The organism is Ferrimonas sp. (assembly GCF_048263965.1).
GTDB lineage: Bacteria > Pseudomonadota > Gammaproteobacteria > Enterobacterales > Shewanellaceae > Ferrimonas.
This window is the reverse complement of sequence record NZ_JBLXDO010000003.1, coordinates 16,653-41,710: the sequence shown is the minus strand read 5'-3', so window position 1 is coordinate 41,710 and position 25,058 is coordinate 16,653. Positions and strand designations below refer to the sequence as shown.

Genomic DNA, 25,058 nt, shown 5'->3' with positions numbered 1-25,058 from the left:
CACGAACCATGGTAGAAACGAGCAGCCATCCCCTGGCCGAGCTGTTGAGTATTGGGTCGTTCGGAGTATCCCTCTATATTGCCTGGCAGATCCTCACTCTAAATTCACGAGTGCTGGTCTGGCGGGAGCGGCTGGCCTTTGTTGTCATGACTCTTTGCATAGCGGGTCAGCAGCTCTGTTACGCCTACATCATGCCCAGCTCAGATCTGACTCTTCACAGCACAGTGATGAAATGTCAGACCGCTCTCCTTCCCTTTCTCTTTATCAGCCTGTTTCTGTTTATCGCCTACTACAGCCGCCAAAAACGAATTCACCCCTGGACCATTGGCTTAGGCATCGCCTGCATAGGATTGTTTCTGGCCAATATGCAGGGTCCTCTGCCCATGCGCATCGCCTCTCAGGTCTCCTATGAACCAGCCTTACTCCCTTGGGGGCAAACCGTCTATATGCTCAGAGGCGATCCGGGCAGTTCGGCTCTGGTCGCCCTGGTTCTCGGGTTGGCCCTGGTCGCCTGGGGCTGGGGTCGCTGCTCTGTTATGCACCGAAACGGGCGCTCCCGGACGGCGCTGCTGTTGGCCATTGCTCTGGCATGCCCGACTCTGACTCTCGTCGGCGAGTGGCTGCTGGACTCCCCCCTCCTGTACTGGCTGGATGCGTCTGGCCTGAGCCTTTTCGTGATGGCACTGATGATGTCACAGGCGATAGTCAGGGAGCAGGTTCAGCCCACAGTTGGCGCTCGGGGCACTGCGCTTCCTTCACACATGGAACCGCAGCCAGAGAGCCCCAGATGGGAGATTGTGCTGGACCAGGCCCCCGCCTGCATCCAGGTACTGAACCTGGATGGCCGTGTGGTCAAAACCAACCAGGCGAGCCGTCGGTACTGGAAACGAGACCTGTGCGATGACGACCAGGACTTTCTCCTGAATCTACTGGAACTTGGCGACCTGGATCTGGAAATCTATTTTGCTGATCTCCCGGAAGGGGAACATCGGGAGTTCGCCACCATGGCACTGGAACAGGGTCAGGAGTATGGAGGTCTAGTGCCTGAAAGGACACGATGGCTGAAGTTCAGGGCCTATCCGCTTCGCTCTGATAATGGTGCCACCCTGGGTGTGGTGATCTATCACACCGATGTGACCAGTGAATACAACGCCGAAACCGCCATTAAAGAGATCGCCCGAGGCCTGGCCGACAGTTATGGCAATCAGTTTTTCGACAACCTGGTATTGACGCTGGCCAAACTGTTCAACGCCAAGATGGCCTTTCTCGGGATGCAGACCAATAGGGGCAGTTGGGACCAGATCACCACCTACTCCATCTGTTCCGATGGCCAGATCATTGAGAACTTCACCTATGACCTTGCTGACACCCCTTGTGAGAATGTGGCGGGTCGTCAAACCTGTGTCTACGAAAGCAATGTTCAGCAGCTGTTCCCTGAAGACCTGATTCTCCAGGACCTCGGCATTGAGTCCTACATAGGCACGCCCATCCATGACCCCAACAATCAGCCCATAGGCATCATGGTGGTGGTGGATACCAAGCCCTTGACGCAGGTGAATCAGGTGCAGGAGATTCTGGAGATCTTTGCCGCCAGAGCCGGCGCCGAGCTGCAAAGGCAGAGTGCCGAGTCCAACATGAGACAGATGGCCTATCAGGACTACCTGACTCGCTTGCCCAACCGGGCACTGCTCCACGAACACCTGAGAAACAACCTGGAACACTGCCGCACCCAAGGCAAAGGTGCCGCCATGTATCTGCTGGATCTGGACCACTTCAAAACCATCAATGACACCCTGGGCCATGATGTTGGCGACGAAGTCATTCGGGGCGTGGGGCGCAGGCTCAGAGAACACCTGGATGAATCGATCTTTGTTGCCCGAATGGGTGGCGACGAATTTGTGGTGGTTCACTGCTGCGAGCCAGATCAGGAGGAGACTCAGGCCAGGGAGATGGCGGACAGGTTAATTGCCCTGATGACCAAGCCACTGCAAGTGGGCGACAGGCTACTCAATGCCGGTTGCAGTATAGGTGTGGTGCTCTACCCCGATGAGCTGCCTACCCACAAGCCCACGGAACTGGATCTGCTGAGGTTCGCGGACATCGCCCTGTACCAGGCCAAAAACAATGGCCGCCATCAGTACGTGGTGTTCCGCTCCGAGCTTCAAGACAAGATCAACGACCGGATTCAGATAGAGAGGGGCCTGCGAGACGCCCTGGAAAATGACGGCTTCGAACTGCACTTCCAGCCCCAGATTCGCAGTAACGGTGAACTGGTGGGTGTTGAAGCCCTGCTGCGTTGGAATAGAGCGGATGGCCGTCCCATCTCACCGGCCATATTTATCCCCATTGCCGAAGAGACAGGGCTGATTCTTAAGCTGGGCGCCTGGGTGTTTACCGCCGCGTTCAAGCAAGCAGCTCAGTGGCAAAGCCTGGGTTGTTGCCCAAAGCGGATTTCCATCAACGTCTCTGCCTGGCAATTTGCTCAGAGTGACTTTGTTGAGCAGTTGATGGAGCAACTGGAGCAGACCGCCATCGACCCCGGCCGCTTTGTTCTGGAGCTGACGGAATCCGCCCTGCTTCAGGATGTGCCGGAAACCATCAGCAAGCTTCAGTTGATTCGTCAGGCGGGGTTCCTGGTCTCCCTGGATGACTTCGGTACCGGTTACTCCTCCCTCGCCTATCTCAAAGATCTGCCTCTGGACGAACTCAAGATCGATAAGTCATTTGTGGACGAACTGACCCGGGGCACCAGCCAGCCGCTGCTGGAATCGATGATCGCCATTGGCCAACACATGCACCTTGGGGTTATCGCCGAAGGGATTGAAACCGAGCAGCAACGCGTTCAACTGGAGCAGATGGGCTGTCACATCTTCCAGGGATTCCTGTACGGGCGCCCCATGTCCGCAAAGAAACTGCAGCAGTGGATGGCGGACGCGCCTTCCAAGGTTCACGCGTAAAAAAGGGAAACCACCGGCTTCCCCTTTTCCCACACTCACCGCTATCCCAGCTGCTCGGCAGTCTGAGTTGCCCCCTTGCGGCTGCGCATCTGGCTGACACCCACGCCTATCATCACCAGTCCACAGGCACCCAGTTGCACCATGGTCATGCGCTCATCGAGGATGAGATAAGCCAGCACCAAGGTAAACACCGGAATCAGATTGACGAAACTGGCCGCTCGGGTCACCGGCATATGAGCAATGGCGTAGTTATAGAGCAGATAGGCTCCCAGGGTCACAAAGGCCCCGAGGAAAACGATGGCGGCAACCCCCTGATCATCCCAGTGCCAGGGATTTCCCAGAGTCATTGCCAGCGGCGTAAAGAAGATCAGGCCAGCGAATGACATCAACGCCGTCAGCGTCAGCGCGGAGTAGCGACTGCTCAGGTGCTTAAGGCAGACGCTGCAGATGGCGGCGCAGAGCATGGCACCAAACTCCAGGGCGTTACCCAGCATGGGGTTGGGCGCTGCCTCTGAGCCATGCCCGTCGGTGCCCAGCATCAACACCCCGCCAATGGCGATGCTCAGACCAAACACCGCGATACGACTGAGTCTCTCTTTCAGGAAGATAAAGGCCACCACGGCAGTGAGCAGCGGAGCAAGAGAGGTCACCATGCCCGCTTGACCGGCACTGGTGTACTGAAGCGCCATGGCCTCGAGTATAAAGTAAAGGCAGGGTTCGGCCAGCACCAGAATCAACAGTACTTTCCAGTCACCACTGCGATACTCGAAGCGCATCACCCGCTTCCACATCACCAGGAAACAAAGGGTTGCCACCCACATGCGGCCGGCAATCACCGTCCAGGGGTCATAACTCACAAACGCCAGCTTCAAGGCAATAAAACTGCTGGCCCACAGCACCATGGCAAAAACCAGTGCACATTCGGCGACTCTTCCTTTCACATCCTCTCCACAGTCACAACAAGGTTTGAACTTAGGCCCAAATTCGCGCACATCTTAGAGATTCCCGATGACATTTGCACGTCAGAGAATAGTCAGTTACCACCTCAAGATGTTAGCCATTCGGCCCGGACGCATAACTAGGAGGCAGAAATCACTGAAAATCGAAAAAGAGCGCTGTTTCGACGACTGTTCACTCATAACCATCATTTTTCTGTGAAAACTCAAATACGTGACCCGCTTAACAGTTCACCTCACCCAGGCTCACTCCCCAACAGCAAACCCCTTACCTCGTGGTCACATTCCCTCTCTGCGCCCCCATTCAAGTGCGCCTCGCCAAACTCACCGGCGCCTTTTTGGTCGAAGTGTCCAGAAAAAGGGCAATGCAAGCTACTGAAAATGAAGCGAAGCTGCTCAATATTTCCACCGGGGTCGCTATTGGACGATCTTCTGTGAATAACCCCATTGCTCCTCAGTTGTTTATGACCAATCAATTACCGATAATAGGGGGCTAAATGTAATCCGAGCCTCATTTCCATGTCAGAGTATCTGCTGCTACTGGTTGGCACCATCTTGGTGAACAACTTCGTTCTGGTGAAATTCCTAGGTCTGTGCCCCTTTATGGGGGTATCGGGCAAGGTGGAGTCCGCCATCGGCATGTCCATGGCCACCACCTTCGTCCTGACCCTGGCTTCATTGTGCAGCTATCTGATCAACCAGTACCTGCTGATCCCCTTCGACCTGGTGTATCTGCGGACTCTGGCGTTTATTCTGGTGATCGCCGTGGTGGTTCAGTTCACCGAGATGGTGGTGCGTAAGACCAGCGCGTCGCTCTATCGGGTACTGGGTATCTACCTGCCCCTGATCACCACCAACTGTGCGGTACTGGGCGTGGCTCTGTTGAATGTCCAGGAACAGCACGACCTGTTTGGCTCACTGATCTACGGCTTCGGTGCTGCCGTAGGTTTTTCTGTGGTGTTGGTGTTGTTCTCCGCCATGCGAGAGCGATTGGCCGCCGCCGATGTCCCTGCTCCCTTCAAGGGCGCTTCCATTGCAATGATTACAGCCGGTCTGATGTCCCTGGCCTTCATGGGCTTTACCGGGCTGGTGAAATAGACGATGAGCAGTATTTTAATCGCCATTTTTGTACTCGCCGGGCTAGCCCTGGTGTTTGGTGTGGCCCTCGGGTATGCCGCCATCCGCTTTAAAGTGGAATCGGATCCCGTGGTGGAACAGATTGACAACACGCTGCCGCAAACTCAATGCGGCCAGTGTGGCTATCCTGGCTGTCGCCCCTATGCCGAAGCGATAGCCTCTGGCCAGGCTCCCATCAACCTCTGCCCTCCGGGTGGTGACGCCGTCATCCAGAAACTCGCAGACCTGATGGGTGTCGACCCCGAACCTCTGGAAGGCGGAGAACAGGTTGAGCGGGTAGCCTATATTCGCGAAGAGGAGTGCATTGGCTGCACCAAGTGCATTCAGGCCTGCCCGGTGGACGCCATCGTCGGCACCGGCAAGCAGATGCACACCGTCATTGCCAAAGATTGTACCGGCTGCGACCTGTGCGTAGCCCCCTGCCCCGTCGACTGCATCGACATGATTCCAGTGAAGACCACCAAACAGAACTGGAACTGGGATCTGAACCGCATCGCGGTCACCGAGGTGGAGTGAGTAAAGAATGATTCAGACCCTGATTGAAGAGATCGACAGCGGCAAACTCTGGAGTTTCCCCGGTGGCATCCACCCGCCGGAGAACAAGGAGCAGTCCAACCAGACGCCCATCGACCTGCTGCCCCTGCCGGAGCTGTTCCACATTCCGGTCAGCCAGCACATTGGCCAACCGGGCAACCTGTTGGTTAAAGAGGGCGATGCGGTCAAGCGTGGCCAGCCCCTGACACAGGCAGAAGGCCCCATGAGCCTGCCCGTACACGCCCCCACCTCAGGCATCATCGAGGCCATCGGGGAGTGGGATGCTGCTCACCCCTCCGGCCTGAAGGAACTGACCGTCACTCTGCGTGCCGATGGTCAAGATGAATGGTTTGAACGCCACCCAATCAAGTCCCTGGATGAACTGAGTCAGGAAGCGATCCTGGAGAAGATCCGTCAGGCCGGCATTGCCGGATTGGGCGGCGCCACCTTCCCCAGCCACATCAAACTGGCTCCCCGTAACCCCATTGAAGTGCTGCTGATCAACGCCGCAGAGTGCGAGCCCTACATCACCGCCGATGACACTCTGATGCGCGAATTTGCCGCCGAGATTGTTCAAGGACTGCGGATTCTGGACAAGGTTCTGAGTCCAAAACGCATCCTGTTTGGCATCGAGGACAACAAACCTCAAGCCATTGCTGCCATCGAGCAGGCGATCAAAAACAGTCAATTCGACCCGGAGCGACTGCTGGTGCGGGTAATCCCCACCAAGTATCCCTCTGGCAGTGAAAAACAGCTAATTCAGGTGCTCACCGGTCGCGAGGTGCCCAGTGGCACCATCCCTGCCGAGATGGGTATGGTGATGCAGAACGTCGGTTCGGTGTTCGCCATCAAGCGCGCCATCTTCAATGGCGAACCCCTGATTGAGCGGGTGGTGACCGTTACCGGCGAGCGCAGCAAGCAACCGGGTAACTACTGGGTTCGTCTGGGTACTCCCATCGACTGGCTACTGGAGCAAACCAGGTTTAAGCCTCAGCTGTTTGGCCAGAAAGCGATCATGGGAGGCCCTATGATGGGCTTTACCCTACCAAGCCTCAAGGCTCCGGTGATCAAGTCCACCAACTGCATTCTGGTACCAAGCCGAAAAGAGCTGCCGGGCAATGCCAGAGAGCTGGCCTGTATCCGTTGTGGTGAGTGTGCCAAAGCCTGCCCGGCGCAACTTCTACCACAACAGCTGTACTGGCACGCGCGTGCCAATGAGCTGGATAAGGCTCAGGCGCTGAACCTGCGTGACTGCATTGAATGCGGCGCCTGCGCTTACGTCTGCCCGTCTGACATTCCGCTGGTGCAATACTACCGCGTAGCCAAGGCTGCCATCCGTCACGAAGAGCAGAAACAGCAGAAAGCAGAAGCCGCCAAGATCCGTTTCGAAGCCCGACAAGCCCGTCTTGAGGCAGAGAAACAGGAGCGTGAGAATCGCCACAAGGCTGCTTCCGCCCGTCGCAGGGGGTCCGCGCCGGCTCCAGAAAGTGATGCGGTCCAGGCCGCACTGGCACGTATCAAAAAAGCCAAGCCTGACGCCATAGAAGAGCAGGAAAAAGGCGACCAGGATATGGCAGCACTGCGCGCCCAACGAAAAGCCCAGGCCCGAGCCGCCAAGGCTCAGAAAGCGGAAACTGGCGAGACAGCAGCCTCACCCGATTCCCGCCAGGACGCCGTCGCCGCGGCAGTCGCCAGAGCAAAGGCCAAACGCGACGCCCAGGCACCTCAGGCCGAGGACCCGAAGAAAGCCGCTGTTGCCGCCGCCGTTGCCAGGGCCAAAGCCAAACAGGCCGCGGCTCAAACTGCAGAGCCTTCATCAGCGCCAGCAGAGGACAAGCGCCAGGCCGCCGTGGCCGCCGCCATCGCCAAGGCCAAAGCCAAGCAGGCCGCGGCTCAGGGGGAGCAGGCCGAGCCTGCCCCTGCCGAGGACAAGCGCCAGGCCGCCGTGGCCGCCGCAATTGCCAAGGCTAAAGCCAAGCAGGCCGCGGCTCAAGAGGAGCAAGCCGAGCCTGCCCCTGCCGAGGACAAGCGCAAGGCCGCCGTGGCCGCCGCCATCGCCAAGGCTAAAGCCAAACAGGCCGCGGCTCAGCGGGAGCAAGCCGAGCCTGCCCCTGCCGAGGACAAGCGCAAGGCCGCCGTGGCCGCCGCCATTGCCAAGGCTAAAGCCAAGCAGGCCGCCGAGCAGAGTGAGCACAGCGAGCCCGCCTCTGCCGAGGGCAAGCGCAAGGCCGCCGTGGCCGCCGCCATCGCCAAGGCCAAAGCCAAGCAGGCCGCTGAGCAGAGTGAGCACAGCGAGCCCGCCTCTGCCGAGGACAAACGTAAAGCAGCCGTGGCCGCTGCCATCACCAAGGCCAAAGCCAAAAAGGCCGCTGAGCAGCAAGCTCAGGACGAGCAGGCTGAGCCCCAGCCACAGGGCTCCGGAGCCAACACCGACGATGCCAGAAAGGCCGCAGTAGCCCGGGCCATTGCCAAAGCGAAGGCCAAACAGGCCGCAGCCAAAGAACATGCGCAGCAAGATGCTGCCCCTAGAACGGACGAGCAGTAAACGATGGCTTTTAAGATCGCCTCCTCCCCCCATGCCACAGTGCATACCAAGACTCACCAGGTGATGCAGAGAGTGGCACTGTGCACCCTGCCCGGCATCGCTGCCCAGTGGTACTTTTTCGGTTGGGGCAACCTGATACAGATTGCTCTGGCCATTACCGTTGCGGTGCTGGTGGAAGCGCTGTTCATGGTGGCTCGCGGCCGCCCTGTGATGAACGCCATTGGCGACTACACTGCGGTGCTGACTGGTTTGCTGCTGGGGATCTGTATGCCCTCTCTGGCTCCCTGGTGGATTGTGGTACTGGGCAGCCTGTTTGCCATTGCCGTGGCCAAACAGCTTTACGGCGGACTTGGGCAAAACCTGTTCAACCCCGCCATGGTGGCCTATGTGGCCCTGCTGATCTCCTTCCCTGTGCAGATGACCGCCTGGATGCCGCCTCAGGACCTGGCCGCCAATGTGCTGAGTTTCGGTGACACCCTGCAGATGATCTTCCTGGGCAGCAACAGCCTGGAACTGACCATCAGCCAGTTGGCGGTCGGTGTGGATGGTGTCACCATGGCCACGCCACTGGACACGCTCAAGACCGATCTGACCCTGGGTCTGACCGCCGGAGAGAGCTTCTCCAAGCCGATCTTCGTCGATAATCTCGGCGTAGGTTGGGTCTGGGTGAACGCCGCATTCCTCCTGGGTGGCCTGATCATGCTCCAGCAGAAGCTGATTCGCTGGCACATCCCGGTTGCTGTGCTGATCGCCCTGGGCATCAGTGCCATTTTCGGCACCATGTTGCACCCCGATGGCACCGGCGGACTGATGTTCCACTGGCTCTCCGGCGCTACCATGTTTGGTGCCTTCTTCATTGCGACCGACCCGGTCACCGCCGCCACCAGCCCCAAGGGCCGGCTGATCTTCGGTGCCATCATAGGTGTGCTGGTGTTCGTAATCCGCAGCTTTGGTGGTTACCCCGACGCTTTCGCTTTCGCTGTGCTGCTGGCCAACATGTGCGCCCCGATGATTGACCACTACACCCGCCCACGCACCTACGGACACGGGAGCCTGTAATGCTGAACTCCATGAAACGTAATGGTCTGGTGCTGGCGCTGTTTGGCATGGCGGCTACTGCCCTGGTGGCGGTGACGCATCAGCTCACCGAAGACCGGATATACGAGCAGCAGCAGAAGCAACTGCTGAAAACCCTGCACCAGATTCTGCCCGCAGAGGAGTATGACATCCCCCTGCATCAAAGCTGCCACCTGATCACCAGTCATCAGTACCTGGGCAGTGAAGAGCCTCAGCGCGCCTTCGTGGCTCTCAAGGAGGGCCGCCCTGTCGGCCTGGCCCTGGAGACCACGGCTCCCGACGGCTACAACGGCGATATCCACCTGATCGTGGGCATCGACTGGAACGAGAACCTGCTGGGGGTCCGCACCCTCAGCCATAAGGAAACCCCCGGCCTGGGCGATGGCATTGAGCTGCGCAAGTCAGACTGGGTGCTGAGTTTCGTCGGTTATCGTCTAAAAGATGAGAAGGACAAGCGCATCAGCGTCAAGAAGGATGGGGGCGAGTTTGACCAGTTTACCGGGGCCACCATTACCCCTCGCGCCTACACCAAGGCGGTTCGTAACACCCTGAATTACGTGCGCCGTTTTAAAGAAGAGATCCCCTCTGCCCCCCAGTGTGGAGAGAAACGATGAGTCAACTCAAAGAGATCGCCTGGCAAGGCTTGTGGAAGAACAACCCGGGCCTGGTGCAATTGCTGGGACTCTGTCCCCTGTTGGCGGTGAGCAACACCCTGACCAATGCCCTGGGCCTGGGACTGGCCACCATGGTGGTGCTGATCGCATCCAACATGCTGGTGGCCGGTTTGCGCAAAGGGATTCCCGATGAGGTGCGCATCCCCATCTACGTGATGATCATCGCTGCCCTGGTGACCTGTGTGCAGTTGCTGGTAAACGCCTATGCCTATGGCCTCTACCTGTCTTTGGGGATCTTCCTGCCTCTGATTGTGACCAACTGCGTCATCATCGGCCGTGCAGAAGCCTTCGCTTCCAAGAACTCGGTGGCTCACGCCGCCTTCGATGGCCTGATGATGTCCCTGGGCTTCCTGCTGGTGCTGTGCCTGCTGGGCGGGGTGCGTGAACTCCTGGGTCAGGGCACCCTGTTCGATGGCGCCGAGCTGTTGCTGGGGGACTGGGCCACCGCACTTCGCATTGAACTGTGGCAGGTGCAAAGTCCCTTCCTGCTGGCGCTGCTGCCACCTGGCGCCTTTATCGCCATGGGTCTGCTCATCGCAGCTAAAAACGCCCTGAATGACAAGGTCGAATCGGCCTTTGCCCAGAAAAAGGAAGCCGTTAAGATTGAGCGTGCCCGGGTCACCAATTGATCCGGAGAAAAAGAACAGGCTCTGAACAGGGAACGCAAACACATAATGAATAAAGAGAAACGGCTGGAGATCCTGACCCGGCTCAGGGACAACAATCCTCACCCCACCACGGAACTGGAGTTCTCGAATCCTTATGAGTTGCTGGTGGCGGTGGCTCTGTCCGCCCAGGCTACCGATGTGAGCGTCAACAAGGCCACCCGCAACCTCTTCCCCGCCGCCAACACGCCCCAGGCGATGCTGGATCTGGGGGCTGAGGGTGTGAAGGAGTACATCAAAACCATAGGCCTGTATAACACCAAGGCGGAGAACGTCATCAAGGCGGCGCAGATCCTGGTGGATAAGCACGGCGGTGAAGTCCCCGAAGACAGGGGGGCACTGGAAGCACTGCCCGGGGTGGGTCGCAAAACGGCCAACGTTGTGCTGAACACCGCCTTTGGCTGGCCCACCATCGCCGTAGACACCCACATCTACCGGGTGTCCAACCGCACCAAGTTTGCCATGGGTAAAAATGTGGACCAGGTGGAACAGAAGCTGCTGAAGGTGGTGCCTGCCGAGTTCAAGGTGGACGTGCATCACTGGCTGATTCTGCACGGACGCTACACCTGCCTGGCACGAAAACCCAGGTGCGGAAGCTGCATCATCGAAGATCTGTGCGAGTTTAAAGAGAAGATCTACCCAGACGAATAACAGCAAAGCCGGACAGTGTCCGGCTTTTTTATGCCCGGTCAGCTTAAAGGATGGCCCAGGTTGCTGACCAGGTGAATCAGGCCACCCGGAGCGCTTATCCAGAACCCCTTGTCCCCTTCGGGCAAAGGCGCAATCTCGTCCCGGCGTACCACACCATGCTGAGCCAGGTAGAAAGCGGCATCGGCCTCATCTGCGGTGGCCAGGTGCAACCATATCTCTGTACGGCTGATGCAATCCACTTCACACAGGACCAAGCGCAAAGCACCAAAGCAGAATGCATGGGCACCAAGAGAGGGCTTGCTGAAACTGACGTCCTCCTCGAGCTGGAGGATATCCCGATAGAAGCTCAGGGTCTGGGGGAATTCGTGGGGAGGGATCCGCACCAACAGAGTGCTGCCCCCTTCGAATCTGGGTTTCATAGTGCATCCTTGCCAAACAGGTCGAACCAATCATAGTCCGTTGTCATCCCTTGTTCATATTCCATTCACTTATATTCTTACTATTGAAAAACCTTACTAGCGCCCCCACTCCTTATTCAAGAGCCAGCAAAGAGATACCCCATTGAATTACCCAATACACGCATACGACCAACACGGCAGCCTCAAGGCACCGGTATGGCTCTATCTTTTGTTGGCATTCTTCGCCCGTACCTGGCTGCTCCTCGCCATCGCCGCCGCCAGCCGGACGACGGGATCGGATATTCTGGCGCTGTTTTACCCTGATACCCACCACTTTTACCTTGGTCTGGCCTCGGGATTACCTGTGGTGGTTCTGATGGTCTGCGGCCGGTTCAAGAGCGACGAACGCCCTGCCCTGGCAACACTCTGGCGTTATGGCCGCTGGTTGCTGCTGGCCAACTGGCTGGTTGACCTGGCCCTGCAACTTTCCGGGGTCCTGCACCTTCGGGGGGAGATCGGTCTTTATCAAAGCCTGCCCCTGTTAGCCAGTTTCTGGTTTGGCTGGTACCTTTTGAAGAGCCGCAGAATCGGGGATTATTTTGATGGCGCTCATGTCCTGAGCCACGGGGTTACCCGGGGTTAGCGCCCACCCCAACCTTTTGTTTACAATAATCGTTTCGACCAACTGGATACACATATGGATATGCTGACTGACTCTCTGGCCGGAATTGGCCCCTTCTTTACCTACCTGGTGATCGGCCTGGGCCTGATCGCCCTGTTCAAGGTGATCTACTCTGCTCTGACTCCCTATGATGAGTGGGGCTTGGTGAAACAGGAACAGAACCAGGCGGCGGGTATCGGCATTGGTGGTGCCCTGATTGGCTTTACCCTGGCCCTGGCTGCTGCGGCGGCCAACTCAGTCTCCCTGGTGGATTACGTCCTCTGGGCTGGCGTTGCCCTGGTGGCCCAACTGCTGGCCTTCACCGTAGTAAGGCTGGTGATCCTTCCCGGCCTGGTGGAAAAGATCGAGCAAAACAACATCGCCGCCGCCATCGTGCTGGCTGCCATTAACATCTGTGTAGGCCTTCTCAATGCGGCCTGCATGAGCTACTAGGAGCAGATTGTGAAACGAAGTCGTTCTGTCCTCTCCCCAAGATTTAAGAAACAGGCCACGGCACCGACGGCCGCCGCGGTCAGTGTCTCCCTGATGCTGTCCGGCTGCAGCCCTGCCCCCAAGCAGGAAACTGCCCAGGTCTACAAAACTGCGGAGGAGTGCATCCTGGTCAACCCGGATCAGGAGCAGCTGTGCCGGGATGTCTTCGGTGAAGCCATGGCCCTGGCCGAGGAAACCGCCCCTCGCTTCAACTCTCTGGACGACTGCGAGCTGGAGTTCGGCGCCGATCAATGCATGGGTGGCGGCGAGTTTGCCGGCTCCCTGGCCGACGGCGACCAGTACGCCGAAAGCAGCGGCGGTGGTGGCTGGTTTATGCCAATGATGTACGGCTACATGATGGGCAGCATGCTGAGTGGATCCTCCCGCAAATACCGCTCAGCCCCGCTCTACAGCTCCAAGAACGCCCGTTCGCCCATGTACGGCAAGCTGGTGACCGGCGCCGGAGACACCGTAGGCCGGGCCAACGACCGGGTGGTGCGCACCTCCCCCAACAACTTCACCCCCAAGAAGGCCACCACGGTGACTCAGCGCGGCGGCTTTGGCAAGATTGCCCGGGTAAAATCCACCCAGGCCCGCAGCACCAAAAGCAGTTCAAGGGGCTGGGGCGGCTGATGCGTCGTGAACTCATAACCCCCAGGGCCCACTGGCAGAGCCAGGCCCAAAGCTATGGCTTTAATTTTCATACCATGTATGGCGAACCCTACTGGGATGAAAGTCGCTACTACGCCTTTACCCTGGAGCAGATAGAGCGGGATCTGGAAGACCCGACCACAGAGCTCAACCAGATGTGCCTGGAGGTGGTGGACAAGGTGATGGCCAGCGAGGAGCTGCTGACCAGATTCGCCATTCCCAGGGAGCACTGGGAGATGATCGCTCGCTCCTGGCGCCTGAAGGATCCCTCTCTCTATGCCCGTATGGATCTGGCCTACGACGGCACCGGTCCGGCCAAGATGCTGGAGAACAACGCCGACACCCCCACCAGCCTGTATGAGTCCGCCTTTTTCCAGTGGCTGTGGCTGGAGGACCGCCTCAAGGATGGCACCCTGCCCATCGGCAGTGACCAGTACAACAGCATCCAGGATAAGTTGATTGAGCGCTTCGCCCAGCTAAAGAAGAGCTGGCCGCCGGTGCCGCTGCACTTCGCCTGCTGTCAGGACACAGACGAGGACAGAGGCACAGTGCAGTACCTGCAGGACTGCGCCGAAGAGGCGGGTTTTAACGCCTGCTTCACCTTTATCGAGGAGATCGGCCTGACTCCCCAGGGCGGCTTCGTGGATGGTCAGGATCGCCCCATGCATGCCGCCTTCAAGCTCTACCCATGGGAGTTTATGCTCAGAGAAGAGTTCGGCCAGCACCTGGACAAGAGTCAGACCCGCTGGCTGGAGCCCAGCTGGAAATCGGTGCTCTCCAACAAGGCGCTGCTGCCGATGCTGTGGAAGCTGTTCCCCAACCACCCCAACCTGCTGCCCGCCTACTTCGCAGATGAGCTGCACCTGGCCGGTGAGAGCAAGTTGGTGGAGAAACCCATCTACTCCCGAGAGGGGGCCAATGTGCGCATTCTCGAGGGAGGCCAGGCGGTGGCAGACAGTGACGGGCCTTATGGTGAGGAGGGGGTCATCTACCAGGCGTTCCATCCCCTCGCCCGCTTTGGCGAAGACTACGCCCTGATCGGCTCCTGGCTGGTGGGAGATGAAGCCGCCGGCATCTCGGTTCGGGAGGATTCGAGCCTGATCACCCAGGACCTCTCCCGCTTCGTGCCCCACATCATCCTGCCCTGAATAACAGCCCCTGGGAGCCACTCTCAGGGGCTTTTTTGTCATTAATCGCTCTGACTGAGCCATTCCAATCAAACCTTAGGACGCAATAGGCTGAAAGGAATTCAATAGCCTTGCCGATCAGGCGGACTTTGTTGAATTACCAGCTTTGTACCATGCTTACTGGCTAGAGACTATGGGCCACAGGGAGGTGAGCATGAAGTGGGCATTCATCGATTATGAGAATATCGGCAGCCTGGATAAAGTTGATCTCGGCGCCTACGACAAGGTGGTGCTGCTTGTTGGCGCCAAACAGCCCAAAGTGGACCTGGGTACCCAGCGGTATCACTCCCCCATAGAACTGACGCTTGTCCAGGTACAAGAGATTCAATCCAATAATCTGGATTTTCACCTGAGCTATTATCTGGGCAAGTTTGATGCACTGGAGTCACCGGATATCGCCTTTGACGTGATCAGTAATGACAACGGCTTTACCCCTCTGGTTGTCCATATCCGCAGCAATGGACGCCAATGCAACCAGGTCCGCGTAAGCACTGCCCCGCTTAATCCAGACAAGATGCTGCAACTGCTGATCTCAATCCCCAAGAACAAGCGGCCGAAAACCATAGCTACTCTGAAGAACCATATTGCCGCCCATATGAAGATTCAGGGGAACGATGTCGCCATTCAGAACCAGTTCCAGCAGCTGATTGCCGACAAAATTATTCGTCTCTCCGGCGATAGCATTCAATACAACTGAGTCCTACGCCAGACACAACAAAGCCGCCCTAGAGGCGGCTTTGTTCGGCTTTGGCCTTCCTTAGAAGATAAAGGAAGCCAGCACCACGATCATGCCCAGAGAGCCGACAACGGCGCCCAGCGCGAATTTCAGGTTAGTGTCCATCAACATCACTCCTTAGCTCAACAACGGTTGACACCAGCTTACGCCCTGTGATGGGTGACTCAAGTGAGCTCAATCACATCTGTTATCTGGATCACACTGATAATCTTGTTCACTTTAATCGAAAAAATCTTCAGCTTCGCAGCACCACGGCTGTGGCCAGGGCGATGAAAATCAGGGCGCTGGCCAGATCCACCCAAAGGGCGTTGGATTTAAGCCAACCCAGCAGGCCAGTGCGGCCGATCCCCAAGGCGACGGCGGCATACCACAGGGCATCGATGCCGCCGGCGGTGGCCATCATCACCAGCTGATTCCCAATAGTCAGGTCTTCGCGAACAAACTGGCTGAACAGGGCCAGGAAGAAGATCGCCAGCTTGGGGTTGAGGAAGGCCACCATAAAACCACCGCCAAAGCCAACAAACCGGCTTTTATGGGGCTTGGGCTCATCGGTGTCAGCAGCAGGCTTGGCCCTCAGGATGTTAAACGCCATATAGAGCAGGAAGGCGGCGCCGGCATACTGCAGCCCCTGAAACAACCAGGGCGTCTGGCTGATCATCAGCCCCAGCCCCATGGCGGTGATCAGCGCATACAGGGCCACACCCAGGCCATGACCAATGGCGGTATTCAGGCCTGTCGCCGTGCCCCTTTGCACGGTGTTGTTGATCACCAGGGCCAGGCTTGGCCCGGGGCTGATGGCGCCCAGTATGCAGATGGTGGCCAAGGGCAGCCAGGTGGTAAAACTCATTGCTCTTTCCTATCTGTACTTCAATGTCTCCAGCATAATCCCCCGGGAAGATGCCACAAAGAGATATCTAGTCATCACAGTCATTCCAAATGCTCATGCCCTTTGGCCACATAGCTGCGCAGATGCCCTTCGAGCAGCGGCTGGGCAAGCTCTCGAAACCAGCGATGTGCCGGATCATGATCAAGCCTGTGGTGCCACAACATGCGGTAGCCCTGCTTGGCCAGGATGAAGGGCAGGCGGCGAATGGTCAGAGGGGCGTTTTCGGCAAGCTGAACCCCGATGTGAAGCGGGGTGGTCAACAGGGCGTCTGAGTGACACAGAATGCCCACCGCCGCCTGAAAGAAGGGCACTTCAGCCCAGATCTGCCGCCGATGGCCCAGGGTTGCCAGATGGCGGTCCACCGGGGTGTCCTTATCCCCTCCCCCGCTCACCAACAGGTGGCGACTGGCCAGGTAGCTGTGGAGGTTGAGTTCCCCTGTCGCCAGAGGGTGATCCTGGCGCAATACCACCGCCAGCCCATCTTCCCCGCCGGGCCAATGGCACAGGCTCTCGGGCACTTCATCCTCCTCCAGAATGGTAGAGACCAGGTCAATGGGCAGGTCCGCCAGCTGATGCACCTGTTCTCGCTGCCACAACCGGTACTTCAAGGTCACACCGGGGGCCTGACGAGCCACCTCGGCGGCAATCAGGGGGTAGATGAACTGGGCAACGTAATCGGAGGAGGCAAACACAAAAGTGCGCTGACACTGGGCTGGGTCGAATGCGGGTGGCTGATAGAGCCCCTCCAGCTGCTTCATCATCTCGGGAAGAACCTGCTTCAGTTCGTCAGCCCTTGGGGTCAGCAGATAACGCTGGCCATCACGAATCAGCAAGGGGTCCTGAAAGTCGTCGCGAAGCTGGGCCAGGGTCTTGCTGACCGCCGACTGGGTCATGTGCAACGCCTCTCCCACCCGGGTCAGATTAGGGGTATGAAGCAGCGCACTAAGCACCCTGAGCTGGTTGAGATTATGGCGCATGAAAGGGTCCGATACCGACATCCAAACCCCCTATATACCCCAAAAACCTTCAACGACAAACCACCAGGTAGGTGACGGGGCTAATCCAGCCTCTTTAACTGCGTTAGGCTCATCAAAGCCAGTAAGGTGAAAAATGCGGGATCGCTCCAACCGAAACCGGAAAACACACCCAAGACACAGGCATACAGGGTGATGGCGACTCCGAACAGGTTGGTGATCAAGATACCGGTCAGCACCCGCTTAAGGGTGTCGGGCTGGGTCAGATCCCGCAACAACCAGGTCAACGCCGCGAGGCCGCCAAGAAAGATGCTGTTGTGTTGCGACAGAAACAGGGCATCGCCGTCGGCGATCTCCAGCCCATACAGCGGCCAAAGCTGGAGGGGAATCAGCAGTAGCGCCAGGGCAAAGAAGCCGTAGACAGTGCTGTGAAAGGTGAGAAATTGTTTACTGGTCATCATTGGCTCCACATTTTCCGAAGGAGAGACCACAGTGGGCTGTGGCCATCAGTTCCCCCGATCTTACCTATGGTTTTTCGACAGAAAAGTGGAAAAATTTATGGCCTGATGTCGACTTTATAGACATCAGGCCACAGAGCCTGAGGCTGGAACTAACGCTGTGTCGGTTTCTGATCGTAACTCAGCACCAGCCCACGGCTGTCCACATCCATCTCCATCATCAGGCGCGCATCCATGTCGCTGTAGGTCGCCAGTTCTGCGGCCGCTTCTGGCTCAATGGCACTGAGTAGCTGCATCATGGGCTCAAGGGCGCGCCGGTAGTCCAACACCATGGAGAACAGGCCGTTGGGATTCGCTGGCTGAGTGCCCAGCTTTTGGGCCGCGGCTTCTGATTTAGCGCCGGAGTAGATCAACAGGTGCTCACCTGCCTGTTCGACGGTCATGGTCTGAGGCAATGGCTGCCCCATCACCTGGTCCATCTGCTTCTTCTCTCCCGGCGCAACCTTGATTTCGGCCAAAGGAGGGAAAGCGGCCGCACCGGTAGCGACAATCTTGCCAGGGTCCTTAGCGGAGAAGCTCATCAGCATATCCACACGCTTAATCATCTCGCTGCTGAGTCCCTGCTGATCCAGGGCGTAGTCAAAGATGCTCAGGCTCATGCCCTGCACCCCATCGGTGAATCCGGCAAACAGGCCCAGAGTTTCCGGCGGCATCATCTTCAGCTCGTCCTGGATCTCGCCCAGGGCCTGACACTGGTACTCCTGCTCCAGCCACTGATTGCGGATGGTCGTCAGGCTCGACTGCAGGTTATCCGCGTTGATGCCCAGGGCCGCGCTGAGCAACGGGCCTTCGATGCCTTTGCCGAGATCAGGCAGGAAACCCCGCATCTTTGTCAGAGCATCGACAATCACGCCATTGTAGGATTCGACCACCATCTGCCCTTCCACAACCAGTTTGCCGCTCTCCAGACGATAGTCATTTTCAAAGGAGGTACGGGGCCAATTCTCGGCAATGGCCGACCACTCACTCAGACATTCCGGGTTGCGGAATGACACCACCTCCGAGGGGTTGTCGATAAGCTTGGTCATCTGACGAGCAAACTCATTACCATCCTGGCTGAACAGTCCGGTCACCAGTTGCTTATGGTTGATGAAGCCCAGGTTGTCACTGGAGAAGCTATTGCGCGTCTTGAGTTGGGCCACCTCGCCACTGTCCGCCAGGGAGTTGGCTGGCAGGGTCACGCCCAGGGCCTGTTTGATCTGCTCCTCCCCGAGAAAAGGGGCGCCCAGGGTCAGAGTCGCCTCGCCCTGATGGTAAGCCACCCACAGCTCGATCACCTCGCCGGTATCATCCAGATCCAGAGGATAGACCCGAGCCTGTTGCTCACCTAGGGTACGCATCTCATGGGTCTGGCCACTTTGCTGCTCAAAACGATCCAGGGTGGCAAACAGCTTGTCGGGATGGGCCAGGCTGGACTTCAGCACGGGGATCATTCCCAGCGAATAGGTATAACCCGTCACCTCATCCGCCAGGCCGTAATCCTCGATGAACCGGTCCGGACTGGTCAAAGCCTCTGCATAATGGATAAACCAGGTCATCAGGAAACGGGCTGAAGGTTGAGTCATCTCCTCCAGCTCCTGCTTCATCATCGCCAGCTCCTGCTCACTCATCACCGGAGCCGAGTACTGCTCCAGCTGGGCCCGCAATGGAAAGGGCGTCACCTGTGCCGCGAAAAAAACCGTGTCGGCAGGAACCTGCTCCAGCATGCCTGTGCCACTGGTTTGGGTCTGATTGATGTAGACCCCTCCTGCGATCACCGCTGCGGCGATTACGGACAAACCCAGTTTTTTCATCATCATCTTCCTTGCTGTTCGAATAAAGGCTGGCAAGCCAGCTTGTGGGTATCAATTAAAACAACACCTTAACCTGTTGTCACCAATTAGATACGGCTCCTTGATCTCGGTGGCCCCCAAAGATTGGGTATTCCAGAACAAATCCGGCATCCCAGGGGGCATCGGCCTCTTGAACCCATAAAAAAGGGCCGCACAAGCGGCCCTGTTGACTCCGGGAAAGTGGATTTAGCGCAGTTTGAATTGACCGACGATGGACTTCAACTGGCTGTTAGCCGCTGACAAATTGGTGGTCTCAGCCTCCGTTGCATGACCGTTGGCAGACAGCTCTCCCACGATCTCCCGAATGGTGGAGATGTTTCGGCTGATCTCCGTCGCCACCGAGCTCTGTTCTTCGGCAGCGGTAGCAATATGGGTATTGAGATCATTGATCTTAGCCACCGATTGGACGATGTCATCCAGATCACTGGACACCTCATTGGCGCCTGCAGCGGTCTGTTCACAGCTGCTCTTGGTCACGCCCATCGCCTCGATGGCGGCCCCTGTGCCTTGTTGTAACTTACCAAGGGTACCTTCAATCTCTGCGGTACTGCTTTGAGTCCGGGCGGCCAGGGCGCGCACTTCGTCGGCCACCACCGCAAAGCCACGGCCCTGCTCTCCGGCACGAGCCGCCTCAATGGCGGCATTGAGGGCGAGCAGATTTGTCTGGTCAGCGATCTCCCCTATGACCTTCAGCACCGAGGTAATGTCGTCGGTGTCCTTACCGATGCTGGTAATATTGTCGGAAGTGGTGTCCACATCGCTGACCAACCGAGAGACGGTTTCGGTGGCTGAGGTAACGATCGCCTTGGAGTCGTGAACCTTAGCATTGGTTTCGGTGGTGAAACGCGATGCCTCGGCGGCATTACGAGCCACATCGTTGGCGGTGGCACTCATCTCCTCAATGGCCGCCACAATCTGCTCGGTCTCTGTGGTATGTGTTTTGAGCACCCCGTTGTTGGACTCCGCCTGGGCTTGCACCAACTCAACCGAGCGGCTGATGTGATCCGAGGCTGCGGACACCTCCAGCATCATGGTTTGCAGATTACCGATGAAGCGATTAATGCCATCGGCGATTTGCGCCAGGTTGTCGTTGCCGGTGATTGGCAGCCTGCGAGTCAGATCGCCATTGCCCTGGGCCAGATCGGTGACCATCTCGTTCAGAGAGAGAATCGGCCGAAACAGCACATGGAGAACGGCCACAGCCAGGCCAACACCAATGGCCAGCAAGACTGCAGAGAGGATCAGCGCATCCCACAGCGCCTTGTCCAGTGACGCGTAAGCCACCGACTTATTCACGCCAACAAACAGATACCACCTCTTGCCATTAACCAGTGAGATCGATTTGGTAAAAGCCAGTTTCTCTACGCCATCAAGGGTATAAGCGGTGCTGTTTTCCTCTTTGGCTAACATGGCCTCATGCACCGCACCCATCCCCACATCACGGAAATAGGTGCCCTCAGTCAGCATTGGCGAGTTGGATGCCAATGCCTTGCCATGCTCATCCATGATGGCAGTAACGGCTCCGGGGAAATCAACTCTTTTCACGGTTCTCTGAAGAACACTCAGCTCAATATCACCCAGAATCACGCCATCGGCCACACTCTTCACCACACCGACCAGGAGCTTACCACTGGTAGCACCCACATAGGGGTCGGTAATGTCCAGGACGCCGGACGCCCTAGCCTGCGAATACCAAGCCCGCTGGCGAGGGTCATATGAGGCTGTATTGGCGATTCCCTCGCTCCAGAACCCTCCCTGGATGGTGGAAAACGCCCGGCCATCTTCCAGCCCGATCACCACCTGATCTATACCGCTGGCGCTGCGCATCTTGTGAACATCAGAAACGTACTGCTCGGGGCTATGCCCCGCTTGATAGTGTTTTGCCATGGCAGAGATGGTGTCCCTTTTACTGGCAAACCAGGTCTCAATATTCAGGGCTTCATAGTGAACCGTGGCCATGGATTGCTTATTGACACTGTCAATTACGCTTGCTTTCAAGTTGAGGTAGGAGAGCCAGTTGGCGGCCACCAGACTCAGGGTTACCAACAATACAACCGACAGGATGATGGAACGCTTAAAGCCCAAAGATTTCACATTTACACTCTTGCTCTTTGCATCAACGAGGTTCATCTGAACCCCAAAAAAAGGGAGCGGGAGTGTAGCTCAATCCTTGTTTATCAGCCAGTTAGACCGATGCATCATATGCAGTGAATTCATCCGAGATTGCTTTGCTGTGATGTTTATCCCAGGGTTAGGCAGCCAGCAGTCTAATTCCTTATCCTAGTATTCGGATATGGGTATGGCCCGCTCAATGATGGCCCGACAATCGATGCCACTGGGCAGATTGCCAAAACAGTAACCGTGGCTCTGCTCCAGCCGACTGCGACAAAAAGCATCCACCACAGTTTCATTACCGGCGCGAATCAGCTGGGCAGCCTGGAACCCAAGGGCCAGACGCTCCATCACCGCGCGGCCGCGGTACTCCATATCCCCGAGATCCGTCACCAGGGTCCCGAGCCTATCCAGATAAGCATCGTAGAGACGATGCCCCCCACGGGCCTGCCCCAGCTCCTCCATGAAGACCTCGGCCACCGCTGGCGTCTTTGAGATGGCCCGCATCAGGTCCAGACACTGCACATTGCCACTGCCCTCCCAGATGGAGTTGACCGGTGCTTCCCGGTAGAGCCGGGGAAGAATGCTCTCCTCCACATAACCAACGCCACCCAGGCACTCCTGGGCCTCCCCTATCTGGCTGGTGGCCCTCTTGCAGATCCAGTATTTACCCACGGCGGTGGTGATGCGCACCAACAGCCGCTGTGCTTCACTGTCCTGGTTGTCCAGGGCCCGGGCCACCCGACCGGTCATCGCCAGGGCGCCCTCCACCTCCAGGCAGAGATCTGCCACCACATTCTGCATCAGGGGTTGATCGATCAGGCGCTTGCCAAGAACGCTGCGATGAGCAATGTGGTGAGTCACCTGGGCCACCGCCTGGCGCATCAGTGCCGTGGAACCAATCATGCAGTCGTAGCGGGTCAATGCCACCATCTCGATGATGGTGGCCACCCCACGTCCCTCCTCTCCCAGACGCCAGGCCAGGGCATCGCGAAACTCTATCTCGGAGGAGGCATTGGAACGATTGCCCATCTTCTCTTTCAGGCGCTGTATCTGCAGCGCATTTTTACTGCCATCAGGACACCACCTGGGCATCAGGAAACAGGTGAGCCCGCCTTGGGCCTGGGCCAGCACCAGGAAGGCATCGCACATGGGCGCCGAGCAGAACCATTTGTGGCCGGTGAGGCGATAGAGTTCGCCATCAACCTCATCGGCACGGCTGGTGTTGGCCCGCACATCCGTGCCACCCTGCTTTTCGGTCATCGCCATCCCTATGGTGACCCCGTGCTTCTGCTCTATGGGAGCGTTGGCCGGGTCATAGCGACCATGAAGCAGTCTTTGCAGCCACTGGCCGGCTTTGGGGCTGAGCTTTTGTAAGGGGGGAACCGCCGCAAAGGTCATGGTCAGGGGACAGCCTGAGCCCGCCTCCACCTGACTGTAGAGGTAGCTCAGTGCCATGCGTGTCACGTGGGCGCCAGGCTGAGGGTGCGTCCAGGGCAGTGTGGGCAATCCTGAGTCCACCGCCAATGCCATCAGCTCATGATAGGCGGGGTGAAACTCCACCAGGTCAATGCGATGACCAAAGCGATCGTGGCTGTGGAATCTGGGTATCTGCTCGTTTGCCTGAAATCCCCGGGCAATCCACTCACTCTGTCCCAGGGTGGCACCGAGGTGACGAACCCGCTCCTCACCCCAACTGCCCCCTTCCCTGGCAAGCAGTTCCTGAAGCGGGATATCAGCATCAAACAGGTTGTAATTCTCCAGCGCGGGCGGCTGGTTAAACACCTCATGGGTTGCGGTGCTCGGGTCTGTAGGATGGTTCATCAACGGCTCTCCCTGCTCAATTGCTGAACATTTAAACTAGCGTTTAGACTCCGTTGGGTAAAGCAAATCAAATCAGTTGGCACTGCCCCGCACGATACACCAGCTGAGCAATGTTCCTGGCCTCCAACAGCTCTTTGAGCACGCTGACGTGGTAGTCCACTCCGCGCAGAGTCAACCTGAGCTGGGCGGAAACCTGCTCCCTGTCCTGCCCCTGGGCCAACAAGCCAAGAATGTAGGCCGACAACGGATTGACGATGTTGTAATCCACCAGAGGGTTGATGGACTTACCGAATTCCAGGGCAATCTTGACCTGCAGCTCCCGCAGTTGTCGCTGTACCACCTCAGCGGTGGCGATGATCTGAGCCACAGACTGGCTGTCCGGTAACAACAGGGTGAAGCGCCCACGAAATTCGGGGGAAAGCGGGCAATCGACGGTAAAGGTCACCAGCGCCTCCACACCAGCCTTGGTCAGACGGCGATTCATCGCATGCGGCAACTCTCGCATGGGCCAGAAGTAAACCTGCTGATTCCAGATCCCTTCGAGAACATGACTCAGACCTTGATAGTGAGTCATCTGCTGCTGCCACAGCTCAGCCGCGGTGCCGCTGCTGGCAAACAGCCGGCGACGACGAACGAAGCTGCGTATCATCTGGTCACTGCTTTTGACCCTTTTGCGCCACTTCCCCGGATGAGCGATGTCATAGCAATACCATATTCCCGCCAATCCCAGCTGCTCATTAAGGGCGGCCAGCATCTGCTGCAGCCCCTGATGATCGCAGCCCGGCTCCTGAAGCTGTTTAGCGGCAGCGATCATGCCTGGCCTCCCCATTGGCTTTAAAGCAAAACACTCTGGAGTCCCGGGCCTTGATTCGCTGCTCAACTTCTGTCACCAGGGCCGAAGGCAACTCAGCCTCCAGCTGGACCAGCAGCCCCAACGCCTGATTGAACAGCCCCAGTTGCCTGGACACCTCAACCGCCGTCATCACCTCGGTGGCCGAAGAGAGGTCCAGCAACCCCAGGATCCTTTCCAGATTACCTCGCTCACGCTCACTCCAGGTCACCTGTGACTCGCCGCCGCGATGGCGGTGATTGGCCAGCTGCCAGAGCCTCAGCCTCACATGCAACTGATGCTCGGAAGGCTCCTCTCCATAGGCCTCTGCCTGGGTCCACAACTCCGCCTCGGTCAGGGCCCGGTAATCCCCCCCTTCACAGCACGGTGCGTCTGCCAGCTCAGGCAGCCATACCGCCGCCTGGCAGTGACCACAGGCCACCACCAAAGGCTGTTCCGGTACCGAGGGGCTGTCCACATAACCGTCACTCCACAGCTGGGCCAACCGGGCATCCACCTGGGGAAGCGCACGAAACCTCAGGGCACCACCACAGTGGTTGCAGGCAAGCCAACGCTCGGGTCCGTATCTCATTGCACGCCCCCTTCAGCCCAACCAAGCTGCTGTGCAAAACGGCTCAGTACGCCATCGGCGACAATGGAATCGGCCGACCCCACAAAGAACAGCAGCACCAGCGCCAAAGTGATCACGCTGAGCAGCTGGGTGATGGGGTGAGCGTCACCCCGGGATTTCACTCTGGACAT

At 57.8% G+C, this 25,058-nt stretch carries 25 protein-coding genes; 13 read left to right on the top strand and 12 right to left on the bottom strand.

The window, feature by feature from the left end:
- Nucleotides 1-8 precede the first annotated feature (8 nt).
- Nucleotides 9-2,957: an EAL domain-containing protein gene (locus ACN0RV_RS04385; protein ID WP_417345927.1), complete on the top strand. Its 2,949-nt coding sequence runs from the start codon at nucleotides 9-11 to the stop codon at nucleotides 2,955-2,957.
- A gap of 41 nt (nucleotides 2,958-2,998) precedes the next feature.
- Here the strand turns inward: ACN0RV_RS04385 and ACN0RV_RS04380 are convergent, their stop codons facing one another.
- Complete coding sequence (locus ACN0RV_RS04380) at nucleotides 2,999-3,898, bottom strand: DMT family transporter (protein ID WP_417345925.1); 900 nt, start codon at nucleotides 3,896-3,898, stop codon at nucleotides 2,999-3,001.
- 534 nt (nucleotides 3,899-4,432) lie between these two features.
- Here ACN0RV_RS04380 and rsxA point away from each other — a divergent pair.
- From rsxA to nth, 7 genes are read left to right on the top strand one after another with little or no spacing between them, the layout of a single operon-like run.
- Entirely contained in the window at nucleotides 4,433-5,011 is a 579-nt protein-coding gene (gene rsxA, locus ACN0RV_RS04375) for an electron transport complex subunit RsxA (RefSeq protein WP_028110565.1), read from the top strand.
- A 3-nt stretch (nucleotides 5,012-5,014) separates the two neighbouring features.
- Entirely contained in the window at nucleotides 5,015-5,566 is a 552-nt protein-coding gene (gene rsxB / locus ACN0RV_RS04370) for an electron transport complex subunit RsxB (RefSeq protein WP_417345923.1), read from the top strand.
- A gap of 7 nt (nucleotides 5,567-5,573) precedes the next feature.
- Nucleotides 5,574-8,129, top strand: a complete 2,556-nt coding sequence (gene rsxC / locus ACN0RV_RS04365; protein ID WP_417345921.1) for an electron transport complex subunit RsxC — start codon at nucleotides 5,574-5,576, stop codon at nucleotides 8,127-8,129.
- A 3-nt stretch (nucleotides 8,130-8,132) separates the two neighbouring features.
- On the top strand, nucleotides 8,133-9,188 hold the full coding sequence (rsxD, locus tag ACN0RV_RS04360) for an electron transport complex subunit RsxD (protein ID WP_417345920.1): 1,056 nt from the start codon (nucleotides 8,133-8,135) through the stop codon (nucleotides 9,186-9,188).
- Nucleotides 9,188-9,820, top strand: coding sequence for an electron transport complex subunit RsxG (rsxG, locus tag ACN0RV_RS04355; protein WP_417345918.1), 633 nt, complete (start codon nucleotides 9,188-9,190; stop codon nucleotides 9,818-9,820). The genes rsxD and rsxG overlap by 1 nt, the downstream gene beginning before the upstream one ends.
- On the top strand, nucleotides 9,817-10,509 hold the full coding sequence (locus ACN0RV_RS04350; protein ID WP_028110570.1) for an electron transport complex subunit E: 693 nt from the start codon (nucleotides 9,817-9,819) through the stop codon (nucleotides 10,507-10,509). Before rsxG ends, ACN0RV_RS04350 begins: the two co-directional genes overlap by 4 nt.
- A gap of 45 nt (nucleotides 10,510-10,554) precedes the next feature.
- The gene (gene nth / locus ACN0RV_RS04345) at nucleotides 10,555-11,196 is read left to right on the top strand and encodes an endonuclease III (protein ID WP_417345916.1); all 642 of its coding nucleotides are present in this window, start codon (nucleotides 10,555-10,557) and stop codon (nucleotides 11,194-11,196) included.
- A gap of 38 nt (nucleotides 11,197-11,234) precedes the next feature.
- Here nth and ACN0RV_RS04340 read toward each other — a convergent pair whose 3' ends face one another.
- The gene (locus ACN0RV_RS04340; protein ID WP_417345914.1) at nucleotides 11,235-11,615 is read right to left on the bottom strand and encodes a hypothetical protein; all 381 of its coding nucleotides are present in this window, start codon (nucleotides 11,613-11,615) and stop codon (nucleotides 11,235-11,237) included.
- A gap of 142 nt (nucleotides 11,616-11,757) precedes the next feature.
- Here ACN0RV_RS04340 and ACN0RV_RS04335 point away from each other — a divergent pair, with 142 nt between their 5' ends.
- From ACN0RV_RS04335 to ACN0RV_RS04315, 5 genes are all read left to right on the top strand, one after another.
- The gene (locus ACN0RV_RS04335) at nucleotides 11,758-12,237 is read left to right on the top strand and encodes a DUF2919 domain-containing protein (protein ID WP_417345912.1); all 480 of its coding nucleotides are present in this window, start codon (nucleotides 11,758-11,760) and stop codon (nucleotides 12,235-12,237) included.
- Between the two features lie 54 nt (nucleotides 12,238-12,291).
- Entirely contained in the window at nucleotides 12,292-12,708 is a 417-nt protein-coding gene (locus ACN0RV_RS04330; protein ID WP_417345910.1) for a DUF350 domain-containing protein, read from the top strand.
- 9 nt (nucleotides 12,709-12,717) lie between these two features.
- Nucleotides 12,718-13,380: a DUF1190 domain-containing protein gene (locus ACN0RV_RS04325; protein ID WP_417345908.1), complete on the top strand. Its 663-nt coding sequence runs from the start codon at nucleotides 12,718-12,720 to the stop codon at nucleotides 13,378-13,380.
- A complete protein-coding gene (locus ACN0RV_RS04320; RefSeq protein WP_417345906.1) occupies nucleotides 13,380-14,546 on the top strand; it encodes a glutathionylspermidine synthase family protein in 1,167 nt (388 codons plus the stop codon). Before ACN0RV_RS04325 ends, ACN0RV_RS04320 begins: the two co-directional genes overlap by 1 nt.
- Nucleotides 14,547-14,739: 193 nt before the next feature.
- A complete protein-coding gene (locus tag ACN0RV_RS04315; RefSeq protein WP_417345904.1) occupies nucleotides 14,740-15,282 on the top strand; it encodes a PIN domain-containing protein in 543 nt (180 codons plus the stop codon).
- A 60-nt stretch (nucleotides 15,283-15,342) separates the two neighbouring features.
- On the opposite strand, the gene ACN0RV_RS04310 is transcribed toward ACN0RV_RS04315, so the two are convergent.
- The 10 genes from ACN0RV_RS04310 to ACN0RV_RS04265 all read right to left on the bottom strand — a co-directional run bounded on the left by ACN0RV_RS04310 (nucleotide 15,343) and on the right by ACN0RV_RS04265 (nucleotide 25,058).
- Nucleotides 15,343-15,432, bottom strand: a complete 90-nt coding sequence (locus ACN0RV_RS04310) for a YnhF family membrane protein (protein WP_136853662.1) — start codon at nucleotides 15,430-15,432, stop codon at nucleotides 15,343-15,345.
- 124 nt (nucleotides 15,433-15,556) lie between these two features.
- Nucleotides 15,557-16,168 carry a LysE family translocator gene (locus ACN0RV_RS04305; protein ID WP_417345901.1) on the bottom strand — a complete coding sequence of 204 codons (612 nt, stop codon included), beginning with the start codon at nucleotides 16,166-16,168 and terminating at the stop codon, nucleotides 15,557-15,559.
- An 80-nt stretch (nucleotides 16,169-16,248) separates the two neighbouring features.
- Nucleotides 16,249-17,205 carry a LysR family transcriptional regulator gene (locus tag ACN0RV_RS04300; RefSeq protein ID WP_417345899.1) on the bottom strand — a complete coding sequence of 319 codons (957 nt, stop codon included), beginning with the start codon at nucleotides 17,203-17,205 and terminating at the stop codon, nucleotides 16,249-16,251.
- A 59-nt stretch (nucleotides 17,206-17,264) separates the two neighbouring features.
- Nucleotides 17,265-17,639 (bottom strand): hypothetical protein, encoded by a 375-nt coding sequence (locus ACN0RV_RS04295; protein WP_417345897.1) that lies wholly within the window; start codon nucleotides 17,637-17,639, stop codon nucleotides 17,265-17,267.
- Between the two features lie 152 nt (nucleotides 17,640-17,791).
- Entirely contained in the window at nucleotides 17,792-19,492 is a 1,701-nt protein-coding gene (locus tag ACN0RV_RS04290; protein ID WP_417345896.1) for a hypothetical protein, read from the bottom strand.
- A gap of 225 nt (nucleotides 19,493-19,717) precedes the next feature.
- Entirely contained in the window at nucleotides 19,718-21,625 is a 1,908-nt protein-coding gene (locus ACN0RV_RS04285; protein WP_417345894.1) for a methyl-accepting chemotaxis protein, read from the bottom strand.
- A 186-nt stretch (nucleotides 21,626-21,811) separates the two neighbouring features.
- Nucleotides 21,812-23,467 (bottom strand): isovaleryl-CoA dehydrogenase, encoded by a 1,656-nt coding sequence (locus ACN0RV_RS04280; protein ID WP_417345892.1) that lies wholly within the window; start codon nucleotides 23,465-23,467, stop codon nucleotides 21,812-21,814.
- Nucleotides 23,468-23,534: 67 nt separating this feature from the next.
- On the bottom strand, nucleotides 23,535-24,281 hold the full coding sequence (locus ACN0RV_RS04275; RefSeq protein WP_417345890.1) for a LuxR C-terminal-related transcriptional regulator: 747 nt from the start codon (nucleotides 24,279-24,281) through the stop codon (nucleotides 23,535-23,537).
- On the bottom strand, nucleotides 24,265-24,888 hold the full coding sequence (locus tag ACN0RV_RS04270; protein WP_417345888.1) for a hypothetical protein: 624 nt from the start codon (nucleotides 24,886-24,888) through the stop codon (nucleotides 24,265-24,267). Before ACN0RV_RS04270 ends, ACN0RV_RS04275 begins: the two co-directional genes overlap by 17 nt.
- A complete protein-coding gene (locus tag ACN0RV_RS04265; protein WP_417345886.1) occupies nucleotides 24,885-25,058 on the bottom strand; it encodes a hypothetical protein in 174 nt (57 codons plus the stop codon). Before ACN0RV_RS04265 ends, ACN0RV_RS04270 begins: the two co-directional genes overlap by 4 nt.

What these genes read in the sequence shown, in the direction of transcription:
- ACN0RV_RS04385 (WP_417345927.1), top strand. Translation starts at nt 9, where the DNA reads ATGGTAGAAACGAGCAGCCATCCCCTGGCCGAGCTGTTGAGTATTGGG.
- ACN0RV_RS04275 (WP_417345890.1), bottom strand. Translation starts at nt 24,281, where the DNA reads ATGATCGCTGCCGCTAAACAGCTTCAGGAGCCGGGCTGCGATCATCAG.
- ACN0RV_RS04305 (WP_417345901.1), bottom strand. Translation starts at nt 16,168, where the DNA reads ATGAGTTTTACCACCTGGCTGCCCTTGGCCACCATCTGCATACTGGGC.
- ACN0RV_RS04270 (WP_417345888.1), bottom strand. Translation starts at nt 24,888, where the DNA reads ATGAGATACGGACCCGAGCGTTGGCTTGCCTGCAACCACTGTGGTGGT.
- rsxA (WP_028110565.1), top strand. Translation starts at nt 4,433, where the DNA reads ATGTCAGAGTATCTGCTGCTACTGGTTGGCACCATCTTGGTGAACAAC.
- ACN0RV_RS04350 (WP_028110570.1), top strand. Translation starts at nt 9,817, where the DNA reads ATGAGTCAACTCAAAGAGATCGCCTGGCAAGGCTTGTGGAAGAACAAC.
- rsxD (WP_417345920.1), top strand. Translation starts at nt 8,133, where the DNA reads ATGGCTTTTAAGATCGCCTCCTCCCCCCATGCCACAGTGCATACCAAG.
- ACN0RV_RS04330 (WP_417345910.1), top strand. Translation starts at nt 12,292, where the DNA reads ATGGATATGCTGACTGACTCTCTGGCCGGAATTGGCCCCTTCTTTACC.
- rsxB (WP_417345923.1), top strand. Translation starts at nt 5,015, where the DNA reads ATGAGCAGTATTTTAATCGCCATTTTTGTACTCGCCGGGCTAGCCCTG.
- ACN0RV_RS04310 (WP_136853662.1), bottom strand. Translation starts at nt 15,432, where the DNA reads ATGTTGATGGACACTAACCTGAAATTCGCGCTGGGCGCCGTTGTCGGC.
- rsxG (WP_417345918.1), top strand. Translation starts at nt 9,188, where the DNA reads ATGCTGAACTCCATGAAACGTAATGGTCTGGTGCTGGCGCTGTTTGGC.
- ACN0RV_RS04295 (WP_417345897.1), bottom strand. Translation starts at nt 17,639, where the DNA reads ATGACCAGTAAACAATTTCTCACCTTTCACAGCACTGTCTACGGCTTC.
- ACN0RV_RS04280 (WP_417345892.1), bottom strand. Translation starts at nt 23,467, where the DNA reads ATGAACCATCCTACAGACCCGAGCACCGCAACCCATGAGGTGTTTAAC.
- rsxC (WP_417345921.1), top strand. Translation starts at nt 5,574, where the DNA reads ATGATTCAGACCCTGATTGAAGAGATCGACAGCGGCAAACTCTGGAGT.
- ACN0RV_RS04340 (WP_417345914.1), bottom strand. Translation starts at nt 11,615, where the DNA reads ATGAAACCCAGATTCGAAGGGGGCAGCACTCTGTTGGTGCGGATCCCT.
- ACN0RV_RS04265 (WP_417345886.1), bottom strand. Translation starts at nt 25,058, where the DNA reads ATGTCCAGAGTGAAATCCCGGGGTGACGCTCACCCCATCACCCAGCTG.
- ACN0RV_RS04315 (WP_417345904.1), top strand. Translation starts at nt 14,740, where the DNA reads ATGAAGTGGGCATTCATCGATTATGAGAATATCGGCAGCCTGGATAAA.
- nth (WP_417345916.1), top strand. Translation starts at nt 10,555, where the DNA reads ATGAATAAAGAGAAACGGCTGGAGATCCTGACCCGGCTCAGGGACAAC.
- ACN0RV_RS04320 (WP_417345906.1), top strand. Translation starts at nt 13,380, where the DNA reads ATGCGTCGTGAACTCATAACCCCCAGGGCCCACTGGCAGAGCCAGGCC.
- ACN0RV_RS04290 (WP_417345896.1), bottom strand. Translation starts at nt 19,492, where the DNA reads ATGAAAAAACTGGGTTTGTCCGTAATCGCCGCAGCGGTGATCGCAGGA.
- ACN0RV_RS04300 (WP_417345899.1), bottom strand. Translation starts at nt 17,205, where the DNA reads ATGTCGGTATCGGACCCTTTCATGCGCCATAATCTCAACCAGCTCAGG.